Here is a 25,220-nt window from a genome sequence, read left to right as displayed (position 1 = left end):
TGGCTGGATCTCTGTGACAAGCACAGAGATGAGGGAGGGAAGTGCGCTGCAAAACGGCCTCCCTATACACCAGCCGGGAAGCATCGTGTCGTACTCCATGTGGCTGCAAGGGGTGCGTGCTTAGAGAGCTACCTCACACCCGCTCCGTATCACCCACCAGTAGCCCAATGCCCGCCATCAGCGCATCCTCATCATAGGGCTTGCGGATAACCGGCACATTGCCGAATTCATCCGGCACCATGCTGCCATCCGCATAGCCGGTGGCGAAGAGGAACGGGACGCCGCGGCGGTGAAGTTCTCTCGCGACCGGGATCGAGGTGTCTGAGCCGAGATTGATGTCGAGAATGGCCACGTCAGGCACATAGCTCTTCAGCTTTTCAATCGCCATTGCCGACGAGGTTGCCGTTTCTATGGTCTTGATGCCGTTATCCTCCAGCATGTTCTCGACATCCATGGCGATCAGCATCTGATCTTCAACGAGTAATACTTTCAACGGCTCCTCCCGGTTATAGCGTCTGGGCTGTGGTGCGGTTTCATCCTCGGTTTGCGCGCTGGATGCGACCGTCGCCGATGAGACGTGACGGGCGGGCAGGAAAATTTCCGCCTCCAGCCCATCAGGCAAATAACGCATTGTGCTGCGCCCGCCGAGATCGTAGGGGATGCTGCGGCTGATGAGCGCCGTGCCGAAACCGGCGCGCGACGGGGTGGGCAGTTTGGTGGGCAGGATTTCGCGCCACCCAATCTCGCAATCGCGGTTTTCGCTGATCTGCCAGCGCACATGCAATTGCCCGCCATTTTGCGAAAGCGCGCCGTATTTGGCGGCATTCGTCGCCAGTTCATGCAGAACCAGCGCCATCACCGAGAAGGCGCGTGAATCGAGCGTGACCTGAGGCCCCTCAAGTTTCACCGTCGTTTCCGGCGAGCGATGGGGCGACAATTCGGCGTCCAGAAGATCGCGAAGCGCGCCGCCGCCTTCACCGCGTATGATCTGGTCATGAGCAAAGGACAGAGCCTGAATGCGGCCCTTCAGCGCGGTGACATATTCCTGCAGGGTCTTGCCCTCCTGCGAGGGATTGCCGACCAGCGATTTGATGATGGCCAGAACATTCTTGACGCGGTGGTTGAGTTCCTCGTTCAGCATGCGCTGGCGCACTTCGGCGCGTTCCCTTTCGCCCGCCATCAGCTCGCTGTGATGGAATGCGACCTCGACCAGCGCAATTCTGGCGGCTTCGGCGATTTCCCGGTCGGCTTCCGACCAGGGCTGCGCCTGCAGACGCACCGTCTCTTTCCAGATCGCAAAGCTTTTGCGCGGCGTGAGACGATCCCCCATCGGGCCGGTCTCATAGGATTTTTCCGGATTGCCGGCCCAGTTCAGGTTCTGCACGATCTCCTTGCGGAAAAACAGGAGATAGTCGTTCTTTACCTGCGAGAGTGGAATGGCGAGCATTCCGGCCGCGGTGCCGGCGTAGATTTCCGCTTCCGGGATCGCCTGTGACAGCGCATGGGTCGCCCAGACCTTGCCTTCGGAAGCCGAGGCGACGAAACGCGCCAGCCTTGGAATGGCGTCATGCGGCGGCGTTGCGCCATGGCAGTGCCAGTTGTTTCCCACCCACAGGCCAACGCCGTCACACGGCATCAGATCGGCAAAATCCTGGAAACTGTCGATCAGCAGTTCTTCAATATTGGCGTGATGCGCGGCAAGCCGCAGGAAACGGTCGAGCGCGGCATGGGCGTGGTTGACGGTATCGAGCCTGCGCTTCTGTTTCAGGACCTGCAGATGCATGGAGAAAAATTCCCCGAACATTTCCGCGGCGATCCGGACCGGCATGGTCAGCACGCGCGGGGAATAGTGATGACAGGCGATGAGGCCCCACAGAGCCCCGTCGACAATCACCGAAATGGACATGGAAGCGCCGACACCCATGTTGCGGAGATATTCGCAATGGATGGGCGAGACGCTGCGCAGATGCGCGAAGGACAGATCGAGCGGCTCGCCGGATGCATCGACGGCCGGCAGGACGGGAACGCGGGCGCCGCTGGCATCGGAGATAATGCGAAGCGTGTTCTTGAGATAGAGCGCACGGGCCTGCTGCGGGATGTCGCTGGCGGGGAAATATTGCCCGAGAAAGCTTTCCAGTTCCGGCTGCTTCGCCTCCGACACGACCTTGCCGGCGCCATCTTCCTCGAAACGGTAGATCATCACCCGGTCGTAACCGAGCGTCGCCTTTACCAGCCGCGTCGTTCTGGAAATCAGGCTTTCGAGGCTGTCCGCCTCGCGGATGCGGTCCACCATCTTGCGCGCCGTGCCGAGCGGCTGCGTTTCGCTGCCGGAGGGTTCGAATTCGATGATCGTTGTGGACTTGTAGCGGTGAAGCGAAATATCGAAGCTGCGGCCGTCGCTCATTTCCATGGCCGGCAGCATGGCGGGACGCGTGGTTCTGCCGGTGACGGTCAGCGCATTGCGAAGATCGTGGACGAGTTTTTTACCGAGCACGTCCTCGGCGGTTTTGCCATTGATATCGCCGTCAATGCCCAGCAGTTCGCGGCAGTTTTCGGAATGCCGCACCACCATGCGCATGGCGTTATCGCAGGCGATGAGACAGCCATGCGGTTGAATATAGCCTGGGATGTGGATGGGTTCGCGGTCGCAATTGGTCAGGTCGACTTGATAGTCACTGGGTGCCATGAATCAGTCTTTCGCACCCTGTGTCTGTCTGTGCCGAAGATAATCTGGTTGTCGTGAGATGGGAAAGCCTGAATAGTCCATTCTGATAGTGCCAACCCTTCCCCGATTTTTGCAACTGTGACGCCGGTTTTCCGTTGTGCTTTTATGAGCCGCCGTCATGCGATTGTCGTATCCGTGATGTCATCGGATACAATTTGACATGTTGCAACGTTGGCAGCGTCGATTTTGTTCCAAATTATTTGAAGGAAAAATTGTGCCGCAGAAGAAGATGATCGTCCCCACCCATGGACAGGGCCTTTACGAGTTCACATCCGAGGCCAGGGCATTCGTCAATCATGCCGGGGTGGAGGAAGGCCTGCTGACAATCTTCGTCAGGCACACATCCTGCTCGCTGCTCATTCAGGAAAATGCCGATCCCGATGTGCGGCGTGATCTCACGGTGTTTTTCTCCCGGCTCGTGCCGCCTTCCGATGATCCTTCCATGCGCTGGATCATCCACACCCTTGAAGGCTCCGACGATATGCCCGCCCATATCAAATCGGCGCTGACCACGGTTTCCATCGGTGTGCCGATCAGCGACGGCAGGCTTGTGCTCGGCACCTGGCAGGGCCTTTATCTTTTCGAACATCGCGACCAGCCGCATCGGCGGGAAATCGTGCTGCATATCTCGCCGTGATGTCTGGATCCGGATTGATGTATTGCGCGTTAACCTCTCTGAACGCCTGCTGAACATTCGGTTCTGCTGATATTCAGACGGGCGGGTCTAGGGTCTCGTCAATCGCCGGGGGATGTTCCCCTGTCGGCAAAGAAACAAACGGAGTGAAGTTCATGTTCAGCACCTTTGCAAAAGCCGGCCTGGCTACCCTCATAGCCCTCGGTGGAATTTCCTTTACGGCGCCAGCGGCTTCCGCAGGCTCGGATGTCCAGTTCAGAGTTCAGGTTCAGGACGGCTATGGTCATCGTCCCGGCTGGGGCCGTCCGGACCGCCCGCGCCGCGGCTGCTCGGTTTCGCTTGCGGAAGAAAAGGCAAGCCGCATGGGTCTTCGCCGTGCCCGCGTGGTTGATGTATCGCCGCGCCGGGTCGTGGTGGCAGGCTTTGACCGTCGCGGCCGTGATCGTATCGTTTTCGCCAATGAGCGCGGTTGCCCGGTGATCCGGCGCTAACAGCGGCCAGTCTTATCGATCTGCTGATATCCCCGTCGGGCAGAACGATTAAAAAATGCCCCTCGCTTGTCCGGAAAGGCAGGCGAGGGGCATTTCGTTTTGCATCATGCCAATGGCTGAATTCAGGATGGGGGAAGAGCGGCACAGGAGTGCCGCCCGCCGCCGATCTTACTGCTCGAGAGCGAAGGTGACGTTGACCACCACGCTGTAGCTGTTCTCACCCGACGCGATCGGCACGCTGTCGGCTTCCTTCATCATCGAAGCACGCATCATGCCCGCCGGTACCGGCATCGGGCGCTGCGAGTTTTCGCTGATCTGAATGACACGGCCGAGCTTCACGCCAGCCGCTTCCGTCAGCGTCTTTGCCTTGGCGAGAGCATCGGCGACGGCCTGCTTGCGGGCCTCGGTCACCGTCGCTTCGGGCTTGTCATTGGTGAAGGTGATGTCGCCGCCCTGGTTGATGCCGAGCTTGACGGAGGTATCGAGGATCGTGCCGAGCTTCTTGAGGTCGCGCACCCGCACGGTCAGGCCATTGGACACCTGATAGCCGGTGATCTCGGGCGCAACATAGACGCCGTCCTTGGGTTCATAGTGCTTGTAGAGCGGCTGCACGGAGAAATTGCTGGTCTGCAGGTCGCGGTCTTCAATGGCGGCCTCTTTCAGCGCTTTCAGAACGTCGGCGAGCGCCTTGGAATTTTCGGTAAGAGCCGCAGCCGCGGTCTCCGCCTGCTTGACGACGCTGAAGGACAGGATCGCCATATCAGGGGCAATGGCCGCCTGGCCTTCACCGGAAACACTGATGGTGGCTTCGCGCGGGGAAGCCTCCTGCGCAGACGCCTGGGCGGCAAGCGGCATCATGGCAGCTGCGGTCATTGCGGTGAGTGCGAAAAGGCGGGCCGTTTTTGTCTTCATGGTGTTTCCTCGTTGATTGAGTCCCTTTGAAGGGTATTGCCTTAGATTGTGTAGCTAATACGGCGGCGCTGTTTTGGGAAAGCATCAATGGCTTGTCGGGCTCAAAAAATTACGTTAGAGCGTGACCACCGGATTCGAACCATTGCGAAGCCGGTGTTTCGGACGGCTTTTTTCCGAAAGGGGCCTGTAGCTCAATGGTTAGAGCCGGCGGCTCATAACCGCTTGGTTGGGGGTTCGAGTCCCTCCGGGCCCACCATTTACCCATCCCCATGCGTCTCAGTACATTCATGAACATCATGAAATACCTTGGTTTTCAGGTGTTTGTGTCCTCATTCGTCTCAATACGTTGCCGTGCATCCAGTCGGACTGTGTGGCATCAAACATGGTACAAGAAAAGCAATACCACAGGAGAGTTTCATGAGCCTCACCGACATGAAGTGCCGAAATGCCAAACCAGCAGAGAAAGATTACAAGCTGAGTGACTCTGGTCGGCTGTATCTATTTGTCAGGACGAGCGGTTCAAAACTGTGGCGCATGAATTATGTGTTCGATGGTAAACAGAAAACTCTGTCTATCGGCACCTATCCGACAGTATCGCTCGCCGAAGCACGTGCTGCTCGAGACGTTGCGAAAGAAAAGCTTCAACAGGGCCTCGACCCAATGGGTAAAAGCGACGTGCCCGAGGACCGAAAATTCAAGGCGATTGCGAAAGCGTGGTTCGCGGCAAACGCGGCGGGGTGGGTCACGTCGTACTCGGTGCGAATATGGGCCCGTCTTGAGGATGATATCTTTCCTGCGTTCGCAGAAAGAGACGTGGACACCATTGAGCCGGTAGAGCTTCTCCAGGCGTTGCGGAAGATCGAAGACCGCGGAGCTATCGAAATGGCGAAACGCGTGCGGCAAACAGTCAGCAATGTTTTTAAGTATGCGATAGCAGAAGGGAAAACAAAGAACGATCCGGCTGCGCTTCTGGTAAACGCAATGAAAGCTAACCCGCCTGCGCAGCACCGCTCCGCGCTCAGGGAAGAAGACCTGCCTGTCTTCTTTAATCGTCTGAAGGTCTACGACGGCGAAGCTCAAACCCGACTGGCGATCGAGGTGGTTGTCCACACGTTTGTTCGGACGCACGAAATAAGGATGGCCGAATGGTCGGAGTTCGATTTCAAAGGGAAGCTGTGGCGGATTCCAGAGGCACACATGAAGATGCGAAAAGAGCATCTGGTGCCACTGACCGATCACGTAATTGAGTTGTTGCTTCAATTGAAGGAGATTTCAAAAGGTAACCGCTTGGTGGTGCCAGGTGGGACCGGTCTAAAACCGATCAGTGAAAATACGATGCTCTTTGGCCTGTATCGTATGGGCTATCATTCGAAAGCGACAATCCATGGATTTCGCTCGACAGCCAGTACAATCCTGAACGAAAGCGGACTGTGGCGAGAGGACAGCATCGAACGCCAACTGGCACACGTGCCCAAAGACGAGGTGCGCGCAGCCTACAACGCAGCCCTATATCTACCTGAGCGGATTAAAATGATGAACTGGTACACTGATCGACTGCTGGCGTTGTCAAAGAAGGTCACAAATAGACTCGATTTGCTCGACGGGCTTCTGTGATGTCATATGCCTGCGCAGAAACTCGATCACCTCGGGGCCTGTGTAAAAAACTTTGATTTCCACGTCGACTTCTGCGAACCGTTTGATCTCGCCGCTTTGGCCTGCGGAAAGCCCGCCACCTTTTCGCTTGCGAGCGGCGGGCTTTTTCATCTCGATGAGGAACAGCTTGCCGTATCCTGCGAAGAGGCGATCGGGGCAGCCCACGCGACCTTGGTACTGGATTTTGCGGACGATCCAGCCATTGTTTTCGGCCCATGCTACAGCGTCCAGTTCTTCGTTCTTCTCGATTTTTCGCGTAGTGAAATCGAAGTCGGGTAGGGGTTTCATCTCTTGAACCTCACAACGTGGACAGGCTTCTCGATTAACCGAGCGTAGTTGACCGTGTAACGGGTGCCGGGTGACCTGCCGTCCCAAAAAGCAACTAGTCTGTCGCACGCCTCTGCTATCTGTCGGTCTCTCCGATGATAGCCACCGGGCTTGCCGTCGGGCAGGAAGATCAGGGTGTCGACACCAGTCAATTCAGCCCACCATTCAGCAAACGTGTCCGCTCCGAGCGGGCAGCCTCCGCTGATGATCAGGGAAGGTCTGTAGAGGGGGATGGTCCGGCAGAGCAGGGGGAAATCTCGGAAGGTCCGGCTGCCGATAACTGCGAGCCGTGTCATGCTGCAACCATCCATGTGCGCAAGACTGTTTCGCGATTAGCTTTAGTGAGACGGATGCGCTTCAATTTCGGCGGCTTTGGACCGTAGAAACCGAGATCGCTAAGGATGCTCTCGGTTTCCTCGATGTAGCGCCGATAATCGATGTCCTCCGGAAAATCGTCGGGCAGGCGCATGCACTCTGCGGCGCCGTCGGTTTTCGGGATTTTCTTGAAATTGCCGGTCGTTTCATGGGGCACGGTGTCATAGATCGCGTCGCCATCGAGCGACCAATAATATCGGATCGCCTTGCCGAGATACTGCCCGCGCCATGTTGCGCCGTTGGCGGCTTTGATCACGGTGACGAACTGGCGGATGTCGCGGCAGGCCCTGATGGTTTCCTCAATCGGCGTGCCGTGCTTGATGCGAGCCAACGCGGCGTCGGAGCAGATTGTCATCTGCGGGTTTTTCATCAACTGACCGCGCACCGGATCGAAGTCGGACTTGTCGGGATTCCACGGGTTGCCGAGCGGTCCCTTGCGCTTATGCTTGCCGTCCATCTTGATCGCAAAGTAGCTGTTGACAGACTGGTTATAGATGGCCTTGTACTCGCCGAATTCGAGGTCGAAACCGGTGTCGGCTTCCCACTGAGCGCAGACCTGCTGTAGAACCGACGGCTTCAGGCGGTCTTTCACCATCCCGTCGTACATCTCGCGTGGGCACTGGAAGAGCACGCCATCGGTGTTTCCGCTGACTACGTTGATGCCGGCTTCCAGAGCGCGTTCGACTAGCATCAGAATGGCGAGCTGGCAGGTCAGTGTTACCGACAGGAGTAGATGTGGTGCATAGAGGATGCTGTATCGGCTACCGAGCTTTCCGTAGACACCGTTCAACTGGATTTTGCCGCCTTTGTCCTTGACTTTGCATTCTTCGAGTTCCCGGTTCAGGGCGGCGATGCGGTCAGGGTCATTGACCTTGGATAGTTCTTCTTCGATTTCCTTGGCGCGCTTCTTTGCCGCCAGGCGTTCTCTGCGAATGCCGTCATAGGCTTCGAGGAATTCCGGGCCTAGTGAGCGAGGATAGAGCCCGAGCATGAGGATGGCAGCCGGATACTGGGACGCTACGTCGGCATCGATGAGGATGTGGGTGTCAGTCGAGAAGGTCGCCCGGTTGGACTCGGTAGTGTGAATGCCTCCGATGCCGAACTGATACGTCTCCGTTCCGAGCTTGATCTGAGCAGCTTCGGTCGCCATCCATTTCGGTGAGGCTGTCTTACCGTCGGATTTGACGACGAATTCAGTTTCGCGGACGCGCTCGAGCAGTTCCTGTAGAGCCGGCGTCCTGAAAGAAACCCAGTCGGGAACCGGGTATTTGAAGGTAGTTCCGGGTTTCGTCTCGACCTTTTTAACCTTGCGGCCGGTGATCTCTTCGACGCGCGTCTTTACGATCGCTTCGCCGATCTGGCTGTCCGACTTGGACATGAAATTGCGATTGTAGACCGCTCCCAAGGCGCGACGCAGTTCCATTGGTTCGCGCAGGGCGTTCCAGAGATTGTGCGTGGCATCAAGATCGGAGTGGAGGCAGTAATTGGCGACGATGTCCATCTGCTCGTGGGTCAGACGCATGTCAGGAGGGAAAGGTAGGTCTTGTAACTGTTTGCCCATCATTCGGCCGTTGAGCGACTTCAAGCTGGCGAATGCGTTGGGTTGCGGCTCGGAAAGGTCGATGTGGAGTTTCTTGACCTCAAACGGGATATTTATTCCGAGAAATTCTTCAGCTTCCCACCATTGGATGTTGCCCTCGATCAGCCGATCACTTGCACGTTTGAGGTGGGCGTTGGTGACGTGCTCCTGCAACGAGTACCAGATCATTGGAACGTCGTAAGATAAGCTTCTGTAACCAACCGTGGTGTGCTTTTTCAGAACGGAGCGAACATATCTCCGATCATAGTTTGATGAGCGCGAACTGAGTTCGACGCCGACGCGCTTGCCGTCTTCCTCGCGCTTGAAGCCGATGTAAAAGAAGTCATGGTAGCACTCGATGTCGGTAAAAATCACACTCATGCAGCGTCGTCTCGATTAATGATGATGCCCGATTTGACCCTCGGAGCCGGGGCACTGGTGGCGGGCTTTAGCCGCCGACTGCATGGCGACCTCCATTTGTCCGGTTTCATCGAACAGCGTTCGGCTGATGAAATTACTCATAACGACTCTTGAATTTCACGTAAAGAGTGAATATCACTTTATGAGAGACGAATGGAGACGCAAATGAACGACAGCCTTATGAGGGTGACCGATGTGTCGAAGGTGACGACCTTATCCCGCGCCGAGATTTATCGCCGTGTGAAGGCCGGCACATTCCCCGCACAGACGCGGATCTCGCATCGGTTTTCAGCCTGGAACAGACGAGACGTGGAGCAGTGGATCGCAAAGACGACCCGACGGCCGAATGTCGATCTCTCAGACCTGCTGGTGTAAGCCATGGTCGATCTCAGCGATTTGATGGGCGGAGAACCGGCTGGCCGCCCGCGGGGCAGGCCTACCAAGGCCGAGGCTGAGGCCCGGCTCCAGAAGCAGATGCAGGAAGACCTCCCGCATTACACCGAGTTCCGCAAGCCCGTCGGCGTGATGTTCATCGCGAACGTGGTCGGCAAGCAGCCGAAGCAAATTCAGAAGAGACTGGAAAAGTGTCCGGTGGCGAAATGGGCCACCCACGGCGGCAAGCAGGTGCCGTTCTACGATTTCATGACCGCTATGTCCTACCTCGTGCCGCCGCGCGGGAGCATCGAGGACTGGTTCGCCCAACAGAATGCTGCCAGCCTGCCGCCCTATGTCAACAAGATGTGGTGGGACTCTGCTCACCAACGGAACCGAGTGATGCTCGCTTCGGGTGATCTTTGGCACACGGAAGACGTAATGCTCGTTCTCGGACGCGTCGCCATGATGATCCGCCAGGACGTGAAGATGTGGATCGAAGACCTGCCCGAGAAGGAGTTGCTCAGCAACAAGCAGTATGGCGCCTTGGTCGACGCCACAAATCGGCTTGTCGACGAAATCCGCAAGACGCTCGTAGAGATGCCTCGCGAAACCCTGTCCATGACCGCACACATCAAGAGTGAACTGGATAGCAGCGGTCGGATGATTGACGATGCTGACAGGCCTGCGGGAGATGAAGAGTGAATTCACCGCTTCCGGGGGATACTATCGTAGTCTGGTTCTCGAATGGCGCCGCCAGTGCCGTTGCGGCGTGGGAGACAGTCCGTCGTTACGGCGCAATTTGCGACGTTCAGATTGTGAATAACCCGATAGCCGAAGAAGATGAAGATAATCTTCGATTCCAGAGTGATGTGTCACAGTGGCTTGGTCAGCCGATTATACTGCACGGAAACCCTGAGTATCCGTCGAATTCAGCGGTCGACATATGGGAAAAACGGAAAGCAATGGTGTTCCCAAAAGGGGCGCCGTGTACCGTTCACGGGAAAAAAGAAGCCCGACAGGACTACGAACAGCATAATAGAGTTGATTGGCATGTCTTTGGCTTCACCGCTGACGAAAGGGACCGCCATGCGCGCTTTATAATGACAGAGCGCGAGAACGTTTTACCCGTCCTGATTGACGCGAATTACACTAAAGACGATTGTGCTTCGCTGCTGCATTTCTTCCGAATAGCGCTGCCTCGGATATATAGCCTTGGCTTTCCCAATGCCAACTGTATTGGCTGCGTGAAGGCTACCAGCCCTACGTATTGGAACCTCGTCCGTCGCGTCTTTCCTGATATTTTCGCCGCTCGCGCTCAGCAATCTCGACGCCTTGGCGTCCGGCTAGTTCGTTACAAAGGTGAACGAATTTTCCTTGACGAACTGCCTGCCGACGCCGTCGGTCGCCCCCTTAAAACGATGCGCATTGAATGCGGAATTGTGTGTGAAGAGGATCCGACGGGTGATCGGGACGAATACTTCAATCTCACAGAATGGTTGTTGGCCGCATGAATTCACCGCTCCGCCAAATCCGGCCACCCACGATCGATGAGTTAATTGACTCCGTGCGCTATAAGACCGTTGAAGACATCATAGCGTCAGCCTTCGACGATATGAAGCCTTCCAACCGGATGACCGTGACCGAGGCCGGGCAAAAGTTCTCGCGCGTGGGCAGTGGGGGCGGTTACAGCAAGCCGTGGTCACTTGAGAAGACGCCGTATCTCAAGAAGCCGCAGGATGTGCTCACGTCGCTTGATTACACCGGTATGGTTTTCGTCGGTCCGGCTCGAACCGGTAAGACGTTGATGGGTCTCAATTGGATCACACACACGGTTAAAACCGACCCTGCCGACATGCTCTATGTCCACATGGACCGAGAAAACGCGCGCAAGTGGTCAAAGGGTGACCTGGAACGATATTTGTTAGCGTCGACCGATGTGCGTGCCGAGCAGTTAACGTCCCGCCAGCACGACAACACGTTCGACAAAGCTTTCAAGAGCGGGATGAGGTTCCTCTTAACGTATCCCACCGCATCGAACCTGTCAGGCATTACCGTGCCACGGGTCATGTTCATAGACTATGACCGTATGGACGACGATGTTGACGGTGAAGGTAATCCGTTCGACCTCGGTGCCATGCGAACAACGACGTTCAAACGCTTCGGTATGACCGTCGCCGAATCTTCGCCTAACCCGAACAAGGAAATCGAAAACCCGCGATGGATGCCGGCTTCGCCGCACGAAGCTCCGCCGATCCGAGGAATCTTTGAACTCCACAACCGGGGCGACCGTCAGCGCTGGCAGTGGTGTTGCCCGCAATGCAACGATTGGTTTGAGCCTGATTTCAAGCTTCTTCGTTGGGAGAGCGACGATCCCATGGAAGCGCGAGAGAGCACGACCATGATCTGCCCACATGGCTGTATAATTGAGCCTAGATGGAAAGATGAAATGAACAGCTTTGGTGACTGGATTCGCGAGGGGGAATTCATCCGACCGGGCTCGGACAAACACATCGATGTCAGACCCGGTATGAAGGTCACAAGGTCTTCGATCGCATCTTTTTGGCTAAAAGGCCCTGCGGCTGCCTATCAGGATTGGGGCCAACTGGTTGAAAAAGAACTTCGGGCGTTGAAGGCTCTTGAGGATACCGGTGACGATGGCCCCCTACGGAAGACGAGAACCACTGACCAAGGTGGTTTCTACATCCCGCAGGCACGCCTGTCCGATTTCGCGCCAGAACTGCTGAAAGCCAAGGGTGAAGACTGGGGGTCGACACCAGAGGAACCGCTTGTTCCTGAAGGCGTGCGTTATCTTGTCGCCACGGTCGATATCCAGAAGAGCGCGTTTGTCGTTCAGGTCTTGGGATACACGGCCGACGGTGATCGCGTTGTCGTCGACATGTTCAAGGTTCGCCTGTCGAACCGCCGCAATGCGAACGCCGATCGTCTGCCTATCGATCCTGCTGCATTCGGCGAGGACTGGGATGTCCTGATTCCAGAGGTGATGAACAAGACCTATGAGCTGGGGGACGGAAGTGGCCGGCGCATGGCGATCCGCGCAACCGCCTCCGACTCGGGTGGCGCGGAAGGGGTTACCGCCCATGCGTATAATTTTTGGCGCCGGTTGAAGGCGAAACAGGATGGGTCGCATCGCCGTTTCATCCTGGTGAAGGGTGAGGCTTCCAAGTCGAAACCGTTGGCGCGGACTGAATGGCCAGACTCGTCGCAGAAAGGCCCGCTTGCCATCGCACGCGGTGACGTGCCCGTGGTCATGCTCAATTCCAACAAGCTCAAGGACGCCGTCTCGTTGCTGATGTCCCGGCGAATCGCTGACGAGGGTGTCGACGGCGGCATGCTGCGATTCCCTGACTGGGCGGAGGATTGGTATTTCGTGCAGCTTACCTCGGAAACACGCACGGCCAAGGGATGGCTGAACACGCGGAAGAAGCGCAACGAAGCATTCGACCTGACCTACTATGCCGAGGGTATTTCGTTGAAGCCGATCGAGAAGAACGTGCCCTATACACACTTCGGTTTCGACCGCATCGACTGGAAAAACCCGCCGTCTTGGGCGGAAGAGTGGGATCGCAACGACCTCGTTTCAGGCGGTCAGGTTGATGACGATCCTCCTCCAGTTAAACCCACCGGACTTAACGCACTGGCGGAGCTTGCAAAAAAATTAGCATAAAAATCACATCAAGATTGACTTTCACTTTTTGAGTGCATATTTGTCACGTAACGACAACGCTTGAAAAGAAAGGAGGCCTTGATGAACTTGCTCGTTAACGTGGTTGAAATTGCTTTGTTTATGCATTTTCGCCCGCTGCGGTTATTACGACGCCTGTGATAGGCGGTACACGGAAATGGTTTATAAAATTCCAACTTAATATTGTAATTAAGAATGAACGGCGGTATTACTCACCCTGCAAGAGCGCATTGCGGGGTGACAAATGGCGACGAACGCCGAATTGCAGGTTTGGTTACGAGAGGCTCAAAAAGCCCTCCACGAGCTATTGACCGGCAAAGGCGTCGCCGAGGTTCGTGATAGCAACGGCGAGTCCGTCCGCTACACGATGGCAAACATCTCCCGCCTTCGTCAGTACATCGAAGACCTCAAAGCTCAAATCGCTGGACAGCCGACAACTCCGCATCGTGTCATGAGGCCGACGTGGGGATGAGGGCGGCTGTTGATCTTTCAGACCTGATCGGAACTGCCGCTGATGTCTCCACAGCGGTTGCCGATGCGGTGCAACCGCCCGGTGCTACGGCGGCAGCATCGGGCGGTGTCGCTTATGATGGTGCATCGAAAGTCGACCGTCTTGCACGCTGGCAGCCCGCCATTCGCTCGGCCGACGCCGAAATTCTCCCTGAGAAAACCAATCTTGATGCCCGGTCGCGCGATACGATTCGCAATGATGCGTTCGTGTCTGGTGGCGCTGACATCTACCGCGACTCAATCGTCGGTTCCCGCTACCAGCTCAATGCTCGTCCTGAGACGAAGGTCCTGTGGGGCAAGGAAGACCCGAAGTGGGAAGAGGCGTTTCAGGAAGAGGTTGAGACCAAGTTCATGCTGTGGGGCGAAAGCCAGCAGAAATGGGTCGACGCCGCCCGCATCAACACCTTCACCGCGCAGGTTCGCCTCGGTGTCTGCACGTTCTTCGGCGGCGGGGAAATTCTGGCAAGCGCCGAATGGATGCCGGCCGATGGTCGTCCGTACCGTTCCGCCGTGCAGATGATCGATCCTGATCGGCTTTCCACTCCGATGGACAAGCTCATGCAGGACTGGTCGCGCATCCGAAACGGCGTGGAGCGTGACCGTCGCGGCGCTCCGATTGCCTATCACATCCGGAATTCCCATCCGAACGACGGCCCGTACCACGATTTTTCCAGTCTCTCCGACATGAACTGGACACGGGTTCCCGCTCGCAACCGGTGGGGTCGACCAATGATCCTGCATATTTATGAGCAGGATCGCCCTGATCAGTCCCGCGGCGTATCTGACTTGGTTTCGGCGCTTTCCGAAATGCGTATGACGAAGCACTTTCGTCGCACGGAACTGGAACGCGCTGTCGTCGCAGCCAGCTACGCAGCTTCGGTTGAGTCGGAAATTCCTGATGATGTCCTGGCAGCCCTTGGCGGACAGACTCCTGAGGGCAACGCCACTGTCGAATGGATGACCGCATACTTGGGGGCTATTGAGGCCTACAATTCCAATGCGACTAACTTGCACATGGACGGCGCCAAAATTCCTGTGTTTGCGCCCGGCACAAAGCTGAAGTTGCAGAACACTGGTGCCGTCGGCCCACTCGGCGACAAGTATGAGCAGAGCCTTCTGCGCTACATCGCGGCGGCCCTCGGGCTTTCTTACGAGCAGTTCTCGCGCGATTTCACACAGACGAACTATTCCTCGGCTCGCGCTTCGATCGGCGAAACGCAAAAGGGTATGAATGCCAAGAAGGCGATTGCAGCCGATGGCGTTGCCAACTTCATCTATCGCCTCTGGCTCGAGGAAGCGATCAACAAGAACGACCTCGAATGCCTCAAAAGAAAGAACGTGCCGCTCTTTTACGAGGGATTGAACGCCGAAGCCTACTGCGCGTGCGAATGGATCGGCGCGGGGCAGGGTCAGATCGATCCGCTCAAGGAAACTCAGGCCGCCGTTCTCAAGGTGAAAAGCGGGTTCTCCACGAAGGAAGCCGAGATCGCGAAAATGAGCGGCGGCGACTATCGCCGCGTCGCACGCCAGATCCAGCGAGAGCGGGAACTGGACAGCTTTTACGGCAATCCGTCGATCTACGACAGCATTGATACCAAGGACATGGAAAACTCACTGTCCGCCACACCAAGAGAAGGAGAGGCGGCGTGAACGCAATCCTCGCACGTTTTCAGGACAGCACCGCTCTCGTTGCCGAAACCCGTGGTTCGTGGCTCGAAACTTATTCGCATATGGCGGCAGATCATCTCGCAGAGATCGACAAGATGGCCGCGAACGAAAACGATTTCTGGTACGCCGAGGATGATTACCGTTATCGGTATCGTCCATACAATGTGAAGAACGGCATTCTTTATGTGCCGGTTCAAGGCATTCTTCTGAACAATTTTCCGTATCAGGTTGGCGATTGGCTGACCGGTTACGAATACATCCGTGAAGCGGTTCGTCGTGGACGCGACGATAGTCAGGTCAAGTCGATCATCCTCGTCATTGATTCAGGCGGCGGGATGGTCTCCGGAAACTGGGATCTCTGCGATTTCATTTACGAGACGCGCTCAATTAAGCAGATTCGCGCTGTCGCTGCCGAGTTTGCCTACTCCGCCGCCTACAACATCGCCGCTGCCACATCACACATCACTGTTGCTCGCACTGGGGGCGTGGGTTCGATCGGCGTGGTTCGGACACATGTCGAACGTTCCAAGATGCTCGAGCAGGCGGGTATTACCCCAACGATCGTTCGATCGAAGCCGGGCAAGTTTCAAGGCAATTCAATCGAACCTCTGTCGAACGCCACGAAGGAAAAGTGGCAGGCGGAGGTCGAAGAACTGCATTCGCAATTCGTCGCCATGGTGGCGAGGGGTCGGGGCATGAGTGATGAGGCGGTCGACGAGACCGATGCTCAAACCTTCATGTCTCGTCAGGCACTCGAGATTGGACTGGCTGATGCCATCGGAAATCTTGAAGACGCCGTATCGGCCTTACAGGCCACATTCTCACAAGAAGGAGATGAACCAATGGCCGAAAACTCTCAGGCCGAACACGAAGCTGCGGTCGCTGCCGCACGTGCCGAAGGTGTCGCAGAAGGTGAAAAGACCGGCGCCGCCAACGCAATTTTTCGCATCAACGCGATCATCGGCTCGGACGCTGGCAAGGCGCGTCCCACTGCCGCGCTGACCGCCGCCCTTAAGACATCGATGTCTGCTGATGAGGCGACGGAGTTTCTGGCATCGCTGCCGGAAGAAGCAAAACCCGACGCTGCCGCCGCCACGCAGCCCGGCGCGGGTGCCCCTGCCGGCATGTTCACCGCCGCCATGGACGGCACGACTCAGCCGAACATCGCTGCTGGTGCCGATGCCAATGACGACAACCAGGCAACCGATGCCGAGAAGGACCGAGCGCTGATCCGCGGCTACGGCCTCGCCGGCTTCTCTGACAACAAGGAGTAAACCGCGATGGCAAACATTACGCCTCCCTATGCAGATCCCGGCCGCGCAGCGTTCGAGGAACTCGACACCTACCTGCAGAACCATCTGTTGGCAGGTTCCCACCCGGAACTGGCACCTGCCTATTCGTTCCCGATTCCGCTGAACGCGAATTACGCGCAGTTCACCGTTCTCGGCCTGAACGCAACCGGTGAACTGGTGCCGGCCGTTACCGGGAGCGCCAGCCCCGACGATGACGTGCAGGCTATCGGCGTACTCGCCCACGCCGTCTCGCGCGGCGGTGCTGGTTCCCCGGCCGTCAACGGCCAGGTGTTCTACTCCGGCTGCTTTAACCAGGACGCGCTCGTATGGGACGACTCTTTCAGCACGGATGCGCTGAAACAGGCGGCTTTCCGTGGCGCGCCCACTCCCACCACCATCATCGTCGCCAAGCGCGCGTAACAGGAGGCATCAATGGTCGCTCAGACCCAACATCTCGAACTCTGGGACACCAGCCGCTTCCTTGGCGTGTTCCGTGACATCAAGCCCGATCCGCTCTACTGGACTCAGTGGTTCCCCTACGAACTGCGCTCGAACGACGAGTGGATCGATTTCGAAAAGATGCCGGTGCAGGGCCGCAAGCTTGCTCCGTTCGTCATGCCGCTCGCGCGCGGCGAGTCGGTCTACGAAGACACCGGAACGGCTTTCCGCTTCAAGCCTGCGTACATTAAACTGGAAGATCAGGTCGACCCGCTCATGCCGCTTCGCCGTCGTGTCGGTATCGATGCGAACATGTCTCAGATGCCCGTGCAGCTTACGCCGATGCAGCGCCTCACGCTCATCCGCGCTGCCATCGCCGAGAGCCATGTTCGTGCCATCAATCGCCGCTGGAACTGGATGGCGGCGACCGCGCTTCGCGACGGCAAGGTCACCATCTCTGGTGAAAACTACCCGACCACGCTCGTCGACTTCAAACGCGCAGTGAACCACACCATCACGCTCGGTGCCGGCAGCCGTTTCGGCGAAGCCGGTGTTTCGATCGTCGACTTCTTCCAGTTGGTAATCGACCGGATGGCGACGGCAGACTTCGGCGGCGTCCCGGTTCGTGCGACCATGGGCGGCGGTGTTTGGGCCATCATGCGCAAGGACGCAGAGTTCAAGACGCATCTGGACCTGAACCTGAAGGGCGGGAACATCACCTACGAACGCGGCCTCGTTTCCGGCGATCCGGTGTTCAAAGTGGGTGAAATGACGATCGGTGGCGGTTCTGGTCAGTCGATCGAGCTTTGGGTCGACAATTCGACCTACATCGATCCGCAAACCGGTGCAGCAGCGCGCTACATCGGCAACCACCAGATCCTCTTCACGAGCACCGCGGAGGCAGTCAGCGGTACTCGCGCATTCGGTCGGATCATCGACAAGAAAGCTGGCTACGAAGCTCTCCCGATCTTCCCGAAGAACTGGGAGCAGCCGGGCGACCTCGAAGTCGAATACATCACCCACAAGTCGGCTCCGCTGTTCGTTCCGATCAACCCGAACGCCACTCTCTTGGCTAACGTCATCGCACCGTAACCAGCGGGCGGCGTCGGTTCAAAGAGCATACAGCATCCCCTGCTCGGGGATGCTTTTTCCCATCAACAGGAGACTGAGAAAATGGAATACGGTTTTACGCTTCATAGCATCCGTCGCAAGGATGAAGAGCTTCCCGTCGGTCAGGTGCAACAGTTCACCGACAAAGACTACAAAGACATGCTCCGTCTCGGCGCAGTTCGCGAGCCGACCACCGACGAGATGAAGCTTTACAAGCTAGCCCATCCCGACGAGGAAATCGATCTCGACAATGACGAGACCGGCGCCGACGAAACCAAGTCGGGCAAAGGCAAGGGAAAGGGTAAAGCGACGCCGTCGAAGACTTCGGCAGCCGGAACCGAACCTCCTGCGGCTGGCGAGGGTGTAACCCCTGCGGCTGGCGAAGGTGAAAGCGGAGCGCTCGTCTGATGAACTGGCGGGAAAGGAAGCGAGAACACCTGCTTCCAGTCCATGAAACCTTCTCGATTCCCGCGGTGTATCTCACCCACGCCGCGGGAATTCCCGTGCCCGTTAACATCCGGCTGCATCAGCGTCCGACTGTTCTTGAGGCGCAGGGTGAAGACGGAAGCGGGCAGATTGTCGACATTGTCGATCGCGTCATCTTCAAGGTCGCAGAAGTGGCCAACGTGGTCGCCAGCGCCTTCGTCATTCTCAGCGATGCCGAGGCATATGTGACCGGCCCGAGCCGCCCTGAACGAGAGGGTTTCATATGGGTTGAGGTCAGGACCGCCACGAAAGCGGAACTGGCAAGCTTGCTCTCTCAGGTCGACACCTCGGGCGACGAGTGGAGGGGCATCCCACCATGGTCGCAGCAGTAATTGCCATCGAATTCGATCAACTTTCGTTCGTCGATGAAATGACGAACACGACCGAGTTGGCGTTGGTTCGTGCTCTCAACACGACAGCGACGCGCGACCGCACCAAGTTTGCCCGTGCTGCCCGTAACCAGGTAGCGTTTCCAGCGTCTTACGTTTCTCCTTCTAGCAAGCGGCTCTGGCTGAAGACGAAGGCGAAACGTAGTTCGCTTGAGACCGTGATTGAGGGTAGGGGGTCCGCAACCTCGCTGGCCCGTTTCACGAAGCAAAAACCGTTGTCCGGTGGACAGCGTCACAAAGGCGGAAAGATCAACGTGACGGTCAAGCCGGGTCAGACCCGATCCATTCGCCGCGCGTTTCTCATGCGCCTGAAGAACAACAACGTCGGACTCGCTGTCCGCACAGACGGGTCGCTGCCCAAGGGAGCGTACAAGCCCCGGTCGTTGGGAAAGAACCTCTGGCTTTTGTACGGCCCGTCGGTCGACCAGGCGCTTCGCTCCGCCTCCGATGGCGGTGGCATTTATGAAGAGATGGCACCTGAGTCATTGGAATTCCTCGAAAAAGAGTTTTTCAGGCAGTTGGAGCTGTTGAATGGTTGATCCTTTTCGCCTGCGGGCCATGAAGCAATTGAGCCACTATGTGAAGCAGGTCAATCCAGCGAACGACTGTGAGTTCGATCTGTCGGATTTCGTCGATAGTGCCGGCCGCCCTGCAGAACGCGTATTTCGTGGAAGGACGCTGTTTGGCGACAACGATCCTCGCCCCATGGTCGTGTTGCTTGAAGATCCGCGGCCAGTGGACGCAGTGAACGGGACATCAACCTCTCCCGCAGCCGTCAATCAGTTCCGCGTGCTCATCCAGGGTTTCGTCGAAGACGATCACGAACATCCGCTCGATCCGGCTTACAGATTGTCCGCCGAAGTCATCCGGGCACTGGTCCGCGCCAAAGCGAATCGCTTCGATATTCTCGGTCTCGGAAATAAAGCGCCATGCGTGATGTCGTTATCGATCGGCCAGCCCGTACATCGCCCACCGGACGACGAGGTTTCGAGCGTGGCCTATTTCCTCATACCGGTCACCCTCGGCCTTGCCGAAAACCTTGAGACGCCTTTCGCGTAGCATAAAATCACGTTATAGTCGCAATACTCACAAGGAGAGAAATTCTATGGACCTGCAATCCCGCAATCTCACTGTACCGCGCGGAACCGCTCTTTTCGCCAAATACAAGCCCGGAACGCAGGTTCCTGGTCCTTTTCGCGAACTCGGTAATACGCCCGAATTCACGCTGGCTCGCGAAGCTGAAACGCTGCCGCACTATTCGTCGCGGGTCGGCTTCCGCACACTGGACGAAGAAGTTGCCATCGAAGCGACGTTGACCGGCTCCGTAACGACGGACGATATGAAGGCCGAGAATGCAGCGTACTTCTTTATGAGCGAGGTGACGACGGTCACCGTCACCGCCAGTTCGAACGTTGAAGAAACCTTCGAAGAAGTCAAAGCCGGCGATCTTTATCAGCTCGGTTTCAGTGACACCAATCCGTCCGGTGCCCGAAAGGTCACAACCGTCGTTATTACCGATGGGGCTGCGACGACGCCGGTAACCTTCACGCTCGATGAGGATTACATTCTCGATGCCGACCTCGGCACGGTTTACATCCCCGTCGGAAGCGCAGCGATCGGTGGATCCATCGAAGTGAACTATTCCGTGGCGGCATCCACGCGCGATCAGATCGTTGCCGGGGAAACTCAAGTTGAAGGCGCGCTCAAGTTCATCTCGAACAACCCGATCGGTCCGCAGTTCGACATCACCTTCCCCCGTGTCCGTCTGTCGCCGAACGGCGACCTCGCGCTCATCATGGACCCCGAGTCGAGCGAATGGCAGCAGTTGCCGCTTTCGATCAGCGTCATGAAAAAGGGCAACCTCGCGCTCGCGTATCGCGACGGTCGTCCGGTAGCGTAAGGGATCGACATGGATCAGTTGGAGACACTGATACTGCCGAGCGAGACCGTGAAAGTCGGGACCCAGTCCTTCGAAGTTTACGGTCTCGCCTTTGCGCATATCACCCGCATCATTCGTGAACATCGTAGCGTGTGTGCAGATCTTTACACCAAGGCTATCGCTGGCGAGCTGAGCGGAAGCGTCGAAGAGATTGCCTTGAGCATGACGGACGATTTCGCACCGCTTGCAGCAATGGTCATCGCTTACGGCTCGGGCAATCCTAACGCGGTCAACATGGCCGCGCGGTTGCCTCTAAGCGTTCAGGTCGATGCTCTCGAGAAGATTGTCAACCTCACCCTCGTCGCGGAGGGCGGCTTGGAAAAACTCATGGAGATCGTCGTTCGGGCGATAGCGGGCGCGGCAAGCCTGACATCCCTGAAAACCTGACGGACTGGGTAGAGGGTGTCCATCGCCAGGTCAGCTTGTTGCTGGCCCACGGACACCCATCAGCCTGGTTCTATCCGGTCAGCAAGGTTTTTGTAGAGGCTCGCTTCGTGGTCGACAGGATCAACGCTCAAATGGCAAGCGAAGCAGCCCTTCTGCAAATGGCGATCTCCACAGTCCCAAATCAGAGCGTGAAGCCCGCCTCCACCAAGAAAGCCCTCAAGGCTTTCCAGTCGCAATTGAAGGTGCTGAACAATGGCGAGCCGTGAAAGAGTCGTCGAATTTGCCGTCAAGGCTCGCGATGAATATTCGAAAGTTCTCAGGAACCTTGAGCAGCAGCAGAAGCGCCTTTCAGCTTCGGCCGCCGCTCAGGGTCGTAGAGCCGTCGTCGGTGTTGCTAAAGGTGAGATCGAGACCGCTGTCGCGAATTACAAGCGTCTCAACAGCGAAGTTGATCGTTATCGCGCAGTCCAGGCCAATGCTGCCCGCACGGGCTCGTTGTCTGCGGCGGAAATGCGAGAACTGGGCGACACGATCAAACTGGTGCGTGACCGTTCTCGTGAAGCCATGGGCGCGTTGCAACAGAAGCGCGCGGCTCTCCAGCAAATCAACGGCGAGGCTCGTGTAGGCTTCGCGAGTTTCAGCCGGCTTGCGACAGAGATGCAGCGCGGTGCTGTGGCGTCCACGAACGAGAGCGTTTCGCTCGTCAACACCACAGCAGAACTGAACAAGCTAACCACGGCGTCGAAGAAAGCTGCCGCCGCGCAGGGTTCGCTCGGTGACCGGATGGATTCCGTAGCCAACGCGGGCGGTGGAGCCAAGAAGGGTTCCCGAGTAGGCGGCGATCCCGAAGATATTTTGGTCTATGGTTTGCGCCCGTGGCAGTTGACGAACCTTGGTTATCAGGTGAACGACGTTGTGTCGGGTCTCGCCATGGGTCAGGCGCCATTGCAGGTGCTGGCACAGCAGGCCGGTCAGTTCGCGCAGATCTGGCCCAACGTCATGGTCACCGTGGCACGGTCTATCCCGCAACTCGCAATGCTTGGCGTTGTTCTGGCCCCGTTCATCTCTGCGGCGATGCGCCTGAAGGAAGCCGGCGACTCTGTCGAATACTTCCAGAAGAAGCTCGCACTCTCAGCCGATGGCTATCGTTATACCGCTGAGGGGCTCACGGAAATCACCGACAAAATCAAGGATATGGGGGTCTCGATCGACGACGCCCGTTCGCTGGTTGCCGGCTTTGCTTCCGACGGCATTTCCGGTGGCCGGTTCGCAGGTCTCGCGGACCTTGCCAAGAACCTCGATGCTGTGACCGGTGAAGGGGTTGTCGAAGCTGGCAGGAGGGTTTCTGCCGCGTTCAGAGGCTCGGTTGACGACGTACAAGCACTAGACGAGGAACTGAACTTCCTCACGGCCTCGCAGTACGAGCAGATCAAGGCGATGGACGCGAGTGGAAATCGCGCAGGTGCGCTGGCCATGGCGCAGGATGTCCTTCGCACCAAGCTCGAGGGAACAAAGACAGAGGCGAGCGACTGGGCGAAAGCGATCGATGAGATGCGCGCCGCGTGGGATGAGCTTGTCGGTGCGCTTGAGGACAGCGGCATCATTCAATTCGTGACGCGGGAAATCGATCGTTTTGGACGTGACGTGAAGAATTTCACGCGTGATGTCCGCACCGCCACCAAGGTTGTGCAGGGTGCCTTCGAAGACCAGAGTGTCGGTGACCGTATTTCTGAACTGCGGCAGGCCATCGCACTGGAAGAAAAGCTTCGGGAGGGAGGTATTGCAACCGGTTCGATGGGTATGAGCGGGGTTGATAATCTTGCCGAGATGAAGTCCGAGCTTAACGACCTGCTCGGACTTCAGCGGGAGATTGCCAAGGTTGAGCGTGAGCGGAACTTTGAAACTGCTGCAATGAGCGGTGAAACCGAGGTGCAGCAAAAGGCACAGATGAAAATCAATGCTGCCGTCGAAAAGGGTCTCGACAGTATGCGCGAGGAGGCCTCTGCGGTTACCCTCACCAACCGTGAGCGCTTTATTGAAGAAAAGCTGCTGAAGGCGCGCAACGACGCACTGGAACAGGCGAAAAAGCTCAATCAGGAATTCCTCGGCCTCACAAAGGAGCAAACCGAGGCCATCCGCCAGCAGGCCGGCGCGCTCTATGATGCGCAGAACCGGAACTTCGAGGCGCAGTACACGGCGGAGCGAGGCACGCCGCAAGGCCGGCAGATGGAGGAACTGATTGCGGCGACCGTCAAGCTTGCCGAGCAGATGGGCGTGAGCGCGAAAGATTTGCTCACCGCTATGTCCTACGAGACAGGCGGAACCTTCGACCCATGGAAGGCGGGCCCCACGACGCAGAACGGTCAGCACCGCGGTTTGATCCAGTGGGGTGAACCTCAGGCCGCCAGATATGGAGTGACTGGTGAAACCACAATCTCGCAGCAGATCGAGGCGGTCGGAAAATATCTGGCAGATGCCGGCGTGAAAGCTGGTGATGGCTTGCTGCAGATTTATGCGGCCATCAATGCGGGCAATGCGAAAAACATCAATGCCTCGGACGCCAAGAACGGCGGCGCGCCTGGTACAGTCCTCGACAAGGTCTCCGAGCAGATGGGCGGTCACGAGGCGAGGGCGCAAGGGCTGCTCGCAGCGTATGCGGGAACCGTCGAACACGCGACCAAACTCGCACAGTTTGACAAGGATCGGGCGCTCGATCAGCAGGAGTATCTTACCGATTATCAGAAGCGCGTCGAGCAGCAGAAGTTCGAACTCGACCTGATGTCCAAGTCCGCCCGCGAGGCTGCTATTCTCAAAGCCGTTCGTGATGAGGAGAACCGGGCACGGGAAACTGGACTTCAACTGACGAAAGAGCAACGCGCTGAAACGGAGCGACTGGCTGCGGAAGAATTTGACCGGAGCAACGTCAATCGCGAAGTGAACGAACTTCTCGAACAGCGTTCCCTGTTGCTTGAGCGCATGGATCTTGCGCAATCGAGCGGCGACCAATCGCTATTCGCGTCGACGGCTACCGAACTGGATAACGTAAACACGAAGCTCAACGAGGCTATCGCCTCCGCCATTGCCTTCTGGCAGGCGATGGGTGGCGAGGGTGCAGCCAACGCTATTAGTCAGTTGCAGAACATGCAGATTACGATCGGTCAGTCGACCGATCGCATGAAAACGCAATTCCTCCCAACAGCGGAAGACATTAACGAAAAGCTCGCCGACATTGGTGGCAATGCATTCAGTGCCTTCGCGCAGGCTATAGCAAACGGTGAAAATGCCGCCGACGCGTTCTTCAACGCGCTGCTGCAAGGAATCTCCGAGTTCCTGATTGAGATCGGGAAAGCTATCATCAAACAGGCTCTGTTCAACGCTTTGACTGGAGGGACGTCGTCAGGCGCTGGCGCAGGGGGCGGTATTGGCGGGCTTCTATCAGGACTCTTCGGCGCCAAGCATAGCGGCGGTATGGTCGGTACTACGACCCAAACCCGTCGCGTTAACCCGATGGTTTTTGCCGGTGCGCAGCGATATCACGGCGGGGGTATCGTAACCGACGGCTTACGTCAGGGTGAAGTCCCGATCGTCGCCCTCGAAGGTGAAGAGGTTCTGACCGAGAACGATCCGCGTCATTCTGCGAATGGGGGCGGTGGTAGAGCCGTCAATCTGAAAGTGGTCAACGCGTTCAATCCTGAAGAGGTGCTGGAAGCTGCGTTGTCCAGCGTTGCGGGGGAACGGATATTGACCAACTGGATGACCCGAAATCAGAACAAGGTCAACGGTGCTCTCGGTCGATAGTTCGTTGCA

General features: G+C 57.3%; 25 protein-coding genes and 1 tRNA gene. 21 read left to right on the top strand and 5 right to left on the bottom strand.

Going from position 1 to position 25,220, the window contains the following annotated elements; genetic code table 11:
* Window positions 1–133: 133 nt before the first annotated feature.
* A complete protein-coding gene (locus tag V6S97_RS06605) occupies window positions 134–2,686 on the bottom strand; it encodes an HWE histidine kinase domain-containing protein (RefSeq protein ID WP_112978168.1) in 2,553 nt (850 codons plus the stop codon).
* Between the two features lie 253 nt (window positions 2,687–2,939).
* Here V6S97_RS06605 and V6S97_RS06600 point away from each other — a divergent pair, with 253 nt between their 5' ends.
* Window positions 2,940–3,362, top strand: coding sequence for a secondary thiamine-phosphate synthase enzyme YjbQ (locus tag V6S97_RS06600; RefSeq protein ID WP_004430462.1), 423 nt, complete (start codon window positions 2,940–2,942; stop codon window positions 3,360–3,362).
* A gap of 152 nt (window positions 3,363–3,514) precedes the next feature.
* The gene (locus V6S97_RS06595) at window positions 3,515–3,850 is read left to right on the top strand and encodes a hypothetical protein (RefSeq protein ID WP_004430463.1); all 336 of its coding nucleotides are present in this window, start codon (window positions 3,515–3,517) and stop codon (window positions 3,848–3,850) included.
* Between the two features lie 168 nt (window positions 3,851–4,018).
* Here V6S97_RS06595 and V6S97_RS06590 read toward each other — a convergent pair whose 3' ends face one another.
* Window positions 4,019–4,762 (bottom strand): SIMPL domain-containing protein, encoded by a 744-nt coding sequence (locus V6S97_RS06590; protein WP_334426402.1) that lies wholly within the window; start codon window positions 4,760–4,762, stop codon window positions 4,019–4,021.
* 180 nt (window positions 4,763–4,942) lie between these two features.
* Here V6S97_RS06590 and V6S97_RS06585 point away from each other — a divergent pair.
* Both V6S97_RS06585 and V6S97_RS06580 read left to right on the top strand, forming a co-directional pair.
* A tRNA-Ile gene (locus V6S97_RS06585) sits at window positions 4,943–5,018 on the top strand.
* Window positions 5,019–5,179: 161 nt separating this feature from the next.
* A complete protein-coding gene (locus V6S97_RS06580; RefSeq protein WP_334426401.1) occupies window positions 5,180–6,376 on the top strand; it encodes a tyrosine-type recombinase/integrase in 1,197 nt (398 codons plus the stop codon).
* Here the strand turns inward: V6S97_RS06580 and V6S97_RS06575 are convergent.
* From V6S97_RS06575 to V6S97_RS06570, 3 genes are read right to left on the bottom strand one after another with little or no spacing between them, the layout of a single operon-like run.
* The gene (locus V6S97_RS06575; protein WP_334426400.1) at window positions 6,329–6,703 is read right to left on the bottom strand and encodes a hypothetical protein; all 375 of its coding nucleotides are present in this window, start codon (window positions 6,701–6,703) and stop codon (window positions 6,329–6,331) included. The genes V6S97_RS06580 and V6S97_RS06575 overlap by 48 nt on opposite strands.
* The gene (locus V6S97_RS29175) at window positions 6,700–7,038 is read right to left on the bottom strand and encodes an SLOG family protein (protein ID WP_442886013.1); all 339 of its coding nucleotides are present in this window, start codon (window positions 7,036–7,038) and stop codon (window positions 6,700–6,702) included. Before V6S97_RS29175 ends, V6S97_RS06575 begins: the two co-directional genes overlap by 4 nt.
* Window positions 7,035–9,077 (bottom strand): hypothetical protein, encoded by a 2,043-nt coding sequence (locus V6S97_RS06570; protein ID WP_334426399.1) that lies wholly within the window; start codon window positions 9,075–9,077, stop codon window positions 7,035–7,037. Before V6S97_RS06570 ends, V6S97_RS29175 begins: the two co-directional genes overlap by 4 nt.
* 204 nt (window positions 9,078–9,281) lie before the next feature.
* Here V6S97_RS06570 and V6S97_RS06565 point away from each other — a divergent pair, with 204 nt between their 5' ends.
* From V6S97_RS06565 to V6S97_RS06485, 17 genes are all read left to right on the top strand, one after another.
* Window positions 9,282–9,491: a helix-turn-helix transcriptional regulator gene (locus tag V6S97_RS06565; protein WP_210316676.1), complete on the top strand. Its 210-nt coding sequence runs from the start codon at window positions 9,282–9,284 to the stop codon at window positions 9,489–9,491.
* 3 nt (window positions 9,492–9,494) lie between these two features.
* Complete coding sequence (locus V6S97_RS06560; RefSeq protein WP_334426398.1) at window positions 9,495–10,193, top strand: hypothetical protein; 699 nt, start codon at window positions 9,495–9,497, stop codon at window positions 10,191–10,193.
* Complete coding sequence (locus V6S97_RS06555; protein ID WP_334426397.1) at window positions 10,190–11,002, top strand: hypothetical protein; 813 nt, start codon at window positions 10,190–10,192, stop codon at window positions 11,000–11,002. Before V6S97_RS06560 ends, V6S97_RS06555 begins: the two co-directional genes overlap by 4 nt.
* The gene (locus tag V6S97_RS06550; RefSeq protein ID WP_334426396.1) at window positions 10,999–13,176 is read left to right on the top strand and encodes a terminase gpA endonuclease subunit; all 2,178 of its coding nucleotides are present in this window, start codon (window positions 10,999–11,001) and stop codon (window positions 13,174–13,176) included. The genes V6S97_RS06555 and V6S97_RS06550 overlap by 4 nt, the downstream gene beginning before the upstream one ends.
* A gap of 262 nt (window positions 13,177–13,438) precedes the next feature.
* Window positions 13,439–13,666, top strand: a complete 228-nt coding sequence (gene gpW / locus V6S97_RS06545; RefSeq protein WP_187772398.1) for a gpW family head-tail joining protein — start codon at window positions 13,439–13,441, stop codon at window positions 13,664–13,666.
* On the top strand, window positions 13,663–15,354 hold the full coding sequence (locus tag V6S97_RS06540) for a phage portal protein (protein ID WP_334426395.1): 1,692 nt from the start codon (window positions 13,663–13,665) through the stop codon (window positions 15,352–15,354). The genes gpW and V6S97_RS06540 overlap by 4 nt, the downstream gene beginning before the upstream one ends.
* Window positions 15,351–16,646 carry a S49 family peptidase gene (locus tag V6S97_RS06535; protein ID WP_334426394.1) on the top strand — a complete coding sequence of 432 codons (1,296 nt, stop codon included), beginning with the start codon at window positions 15,351–15,353 and terminating at the stop codon, window positions 16,644–16,646. Before V6S97_RS06540 ends, V6S97_RS06535 begins: the two co-directional genes overlap by 4 nt.
* A 6-nt stretch (window positions 16,647–16,652) precedes the next feature.
* The gene (locus tag V6S97_RS06530) at window positions 16,653–17,084 is read left to right on the top strand and encodes a head decoration protein (RefSeq protein WP_092731713.1); all 432 of its coding nucleotides are present in this window, start codon (window positions 16,653–16,655) and stop codon (window positions 17,082–17,084) included.
* A gap of 12 nt (window positions 17,085–17,096) precedes the next feature.
* The gene (locus V6S97_RS06525; RefSeq protein WP_334426393.1) at window positions 17,097–18,194 is read left to right on the top strand and encodes a major capsid protein; all 1,098 of its coding nucleotides are present in this window, start codon (window positions 17,097–17,099) and stop codon (window positions 18,192–18,194) included.
* An 81-nt stretch (window positions 18,195–18,275) separates the two neighbouring features.
* Entirely contained in the window at window positions 18,276–18,620 is a 345-nt protein-coding gene (locus tag V6S97_RS06520) for a hypothetical protein (protein WP_334426392.1), read from the top strand.
* A gap of 95 nt (window positions 18,621–18,715) precedes the next feature.
* Entirely contained in the window at window positions 18,716–19,030 is a 315-nt protein-coding gene (locus tag V6S97_RS06515; protein WP_334426391.1) for a hypothetical protein, read from the top strand.
* Entirely contained in the window at window positions 19,015–19,626 is a 612-nt protein-coding gene (locus V6S97_RS06510; RefSeq protein WP_334426389.1) for a hypothetical protein, read from the top strand. Before V6S97_RS06515 ends, V6S97_RS06510 begins: the two co-directional genes overlap by 16 nt.
* On the top strand, window positions 19,619–20,146 hold the full coding sequence (locus V6S97_RS06505; RefSeq protein WP_334426388.1) for a hypothetical protein: 528 nt from the start codon (window positions 19,619–19,621) through the stop codon (window positions 20,144–20,146). The genes V6S97_RS06510 and V6S97_RS06505 overlap by 8 nt, the downstream gene beginning before the upstream one ends.
* 46 nt (window positions 20,147–20,192) lie before the next feature.
* Window positions 20,193–20,987, top strand: coding sequence for a hypothetical protein (locus V6S97_RS06500; protein WP_334426387.1), 795 nt, complete (start codon window positions 20,193–20,195; stop codon window positions 20,985–20,987).
* A gap of 9 nt (window positions 20,988–20,996) precedes the next feature.
* Window positions 20,997–21,413: a phage pre-tape measure protein gene (locus V6S97_RS06495; protein WP_334426385.1), complete on the top strand. Its 417-nt coding sequence runs from the start codon at window positions 20,997–20,999 to the stop codon at window positions 21,411–21,413.
* A gap of 131 nt (window positions 21,414–21,544) precedes the next feature.
* A complete protein-coding gene (locus V6S97_RS06490; RefSeq protein WP_272872982.1) occupies window positions 21,545–21,679 on the top strand; it encodes a hypothetical protein in 135 nt (44 codons plus the stop codon).
* Window positions 21,666–25,211, top strand: a complete 3,546-nt coding sequence (locus V6S97_RS06485) for a phage tail length tape measure family protein (RefSeq protein ID WP_334426384.1) — start codon at window positions 21,666–21,668, stop codon at window positions 25,209–25,211. Before V6S97_RS06490 ends, V6S97_RS06485 begins: the two co-directional genes overlap by 14 nt.
* Window positions 25,212–25,220: the final 9 nt, after the last annotated feature.

Origin of the sequence: Agrobacterium sp. CCNWLW155 (assembly GCF_036888815.1) — a bacterium.
Lineage (GTDB): Bacteria > Pseudomonadota > Alphaproteobacteria > Rhizobiales > Rhizobiaceae > Agrobacterium > Agrobacterium radiobacter.
The sequence above is the reverse complement of the archived record's forward strand: the minus strand, read 5'-3'. Positions and strand labels throughout refer to the sequence as shown.

Coding starts and splice junctions, on each gene's coding strand:
- V6S97_RS06580 (WP_334426401.1), top strand. CDS start 5,180: ATGAGCCTCACCGACATGAAGTGCCGAAATGCCAAACCAGCAGAGAAA.
- V6S97_RS06550 (WP_334426396.1), top strand. CDS start 10,999: ATGAATTCACCGCTCCGCCAAATCCGGCCACCCACGATCGATGAGTTA.
- V6S97_RS06560 (WP_334426398.1), top strand. CDS start 9,495: ATGGTCGATCTCAGCGATTTGATGGGCGGAGAACCGGCTGGCCGCCCG.
- gpW (WP_187772398.1), top strand. CDS start 13,439: ATGGCGACGAACGCCGAATTGCAGGTTTGGTTACGAGAGGCTCAAAAA.
- V6S97_RS06565 (WP_210316676.1), top strand. CDS start 9,282: ATGAACGACAGCCTTATGAGGGTGACCGATGTGTCGAAGGTGACGACC.
- V6S97_RS06530 (WP_092731713.1), top strand. CDS start 16,653: ATGGCAAACATTACGCCTCCCTATGCAGATCCCGGCCGCGCAGCGTTC.
- V6S97_RS06490 (WP_272872982.1), top strand. CDS start 21,545: ATGGCAAGCGAAGCAGCCCTTCTGCAAATGGCGATCTCCACAGTCCCA.
- V6S97_RS29175 (WP_442886013.1), bottom strand. CDS start 7,038: ATGACACGGCTCGCAGTTATCGGCAGCCGGACCTTCCGAGATTTCCCC.
- V6S97_RS06590 (WP_334426402.1), bottom strand. CDS start 4,762: ATGAAGACAAAAACGGCCCGCCTTTTCGCACTCACCGCAATGACCGCA.
- V6S97_RS06525 (WP_334426393.1), top strand. CDS start 17,097: ATGGTCGCTCAGACCCAACATCTCGAACTCTGGGACACCAGCCGCTTC.
- V6S97_RS06500 (WP_334426387.1), top strand. CDS start 20,193: ATGGACCTGCAATCCCGCAATCTCACTGTACCGCGCGGAACCGCTCTT.
- V6S97_RS06570 (WP_334426399.1), bottom strand. CDS start 9,077: ATGAGTGTGATTTTTACCGACATCGAGTGCTACCATGACTTCTTTTAC.
- V6S97_RS06510 (WP_334426389.1), top strand. CDS start 19,015: ATGGTCGCAGCAGTAATTGCCATCGAATTCGATCAACTTTCGTTCGTC.
- V6S97_RS06605 (WP_112978168.1), bottom strand. CDS start 2,686: ATGGCACCCAGTGACTATCAAGTCGACCTGACCAATTGCGACCGCGAA.
- V6S97_RS06485 (WP_334426384.1), top strand. CDS start 21,666: ATGGCGAGCCGTGAAAGAGTCGTCGAATTTGCCGTCAAGGCTCGCGAT.
- V6S97_RS06575 (WP_334426400.1), bottom strand. CDS start 6,703: ATGAAACCCCTACCCGACTTCGATTTCACTACGCGAAAAATCGAGAAG.
- V6S97_RS06520 (WP_334426392.1), top strand. CDS start 18,276: ATGGAATACGGTTTTACGCTTCATAGCATCCGTCGCAAGGATGAAGAG.
- V6S97_RS06595 (WP_004430463.1), top strand. CDS start 3,515: ATGTTCAGCACCTTTGCAAAAGCCGGCCTGGCTACCCTCATAGCCCTC.
- V6S97_RS06505 (WP_334426388.1), top strand. CDS start 19,619: ATGGTTGATCCTTTTCGCCTGCGGGCCATGAAGCAATTGAGCCACTAT.
- V6S97_RS06540 (WP_334426395.1), top strand. CDS start 13,663: ATGAGGGCGGCTGTTGATCTTTCAGACCTGATCGGAACTGCCGCTGAT.
- V6S97_RS06495 (WP_334426385.1), top strand. CDS start 20,997: ATGGATCAGTTGGAGACACTGATACTGCCGAGCGAGACCGTGAAAGTC.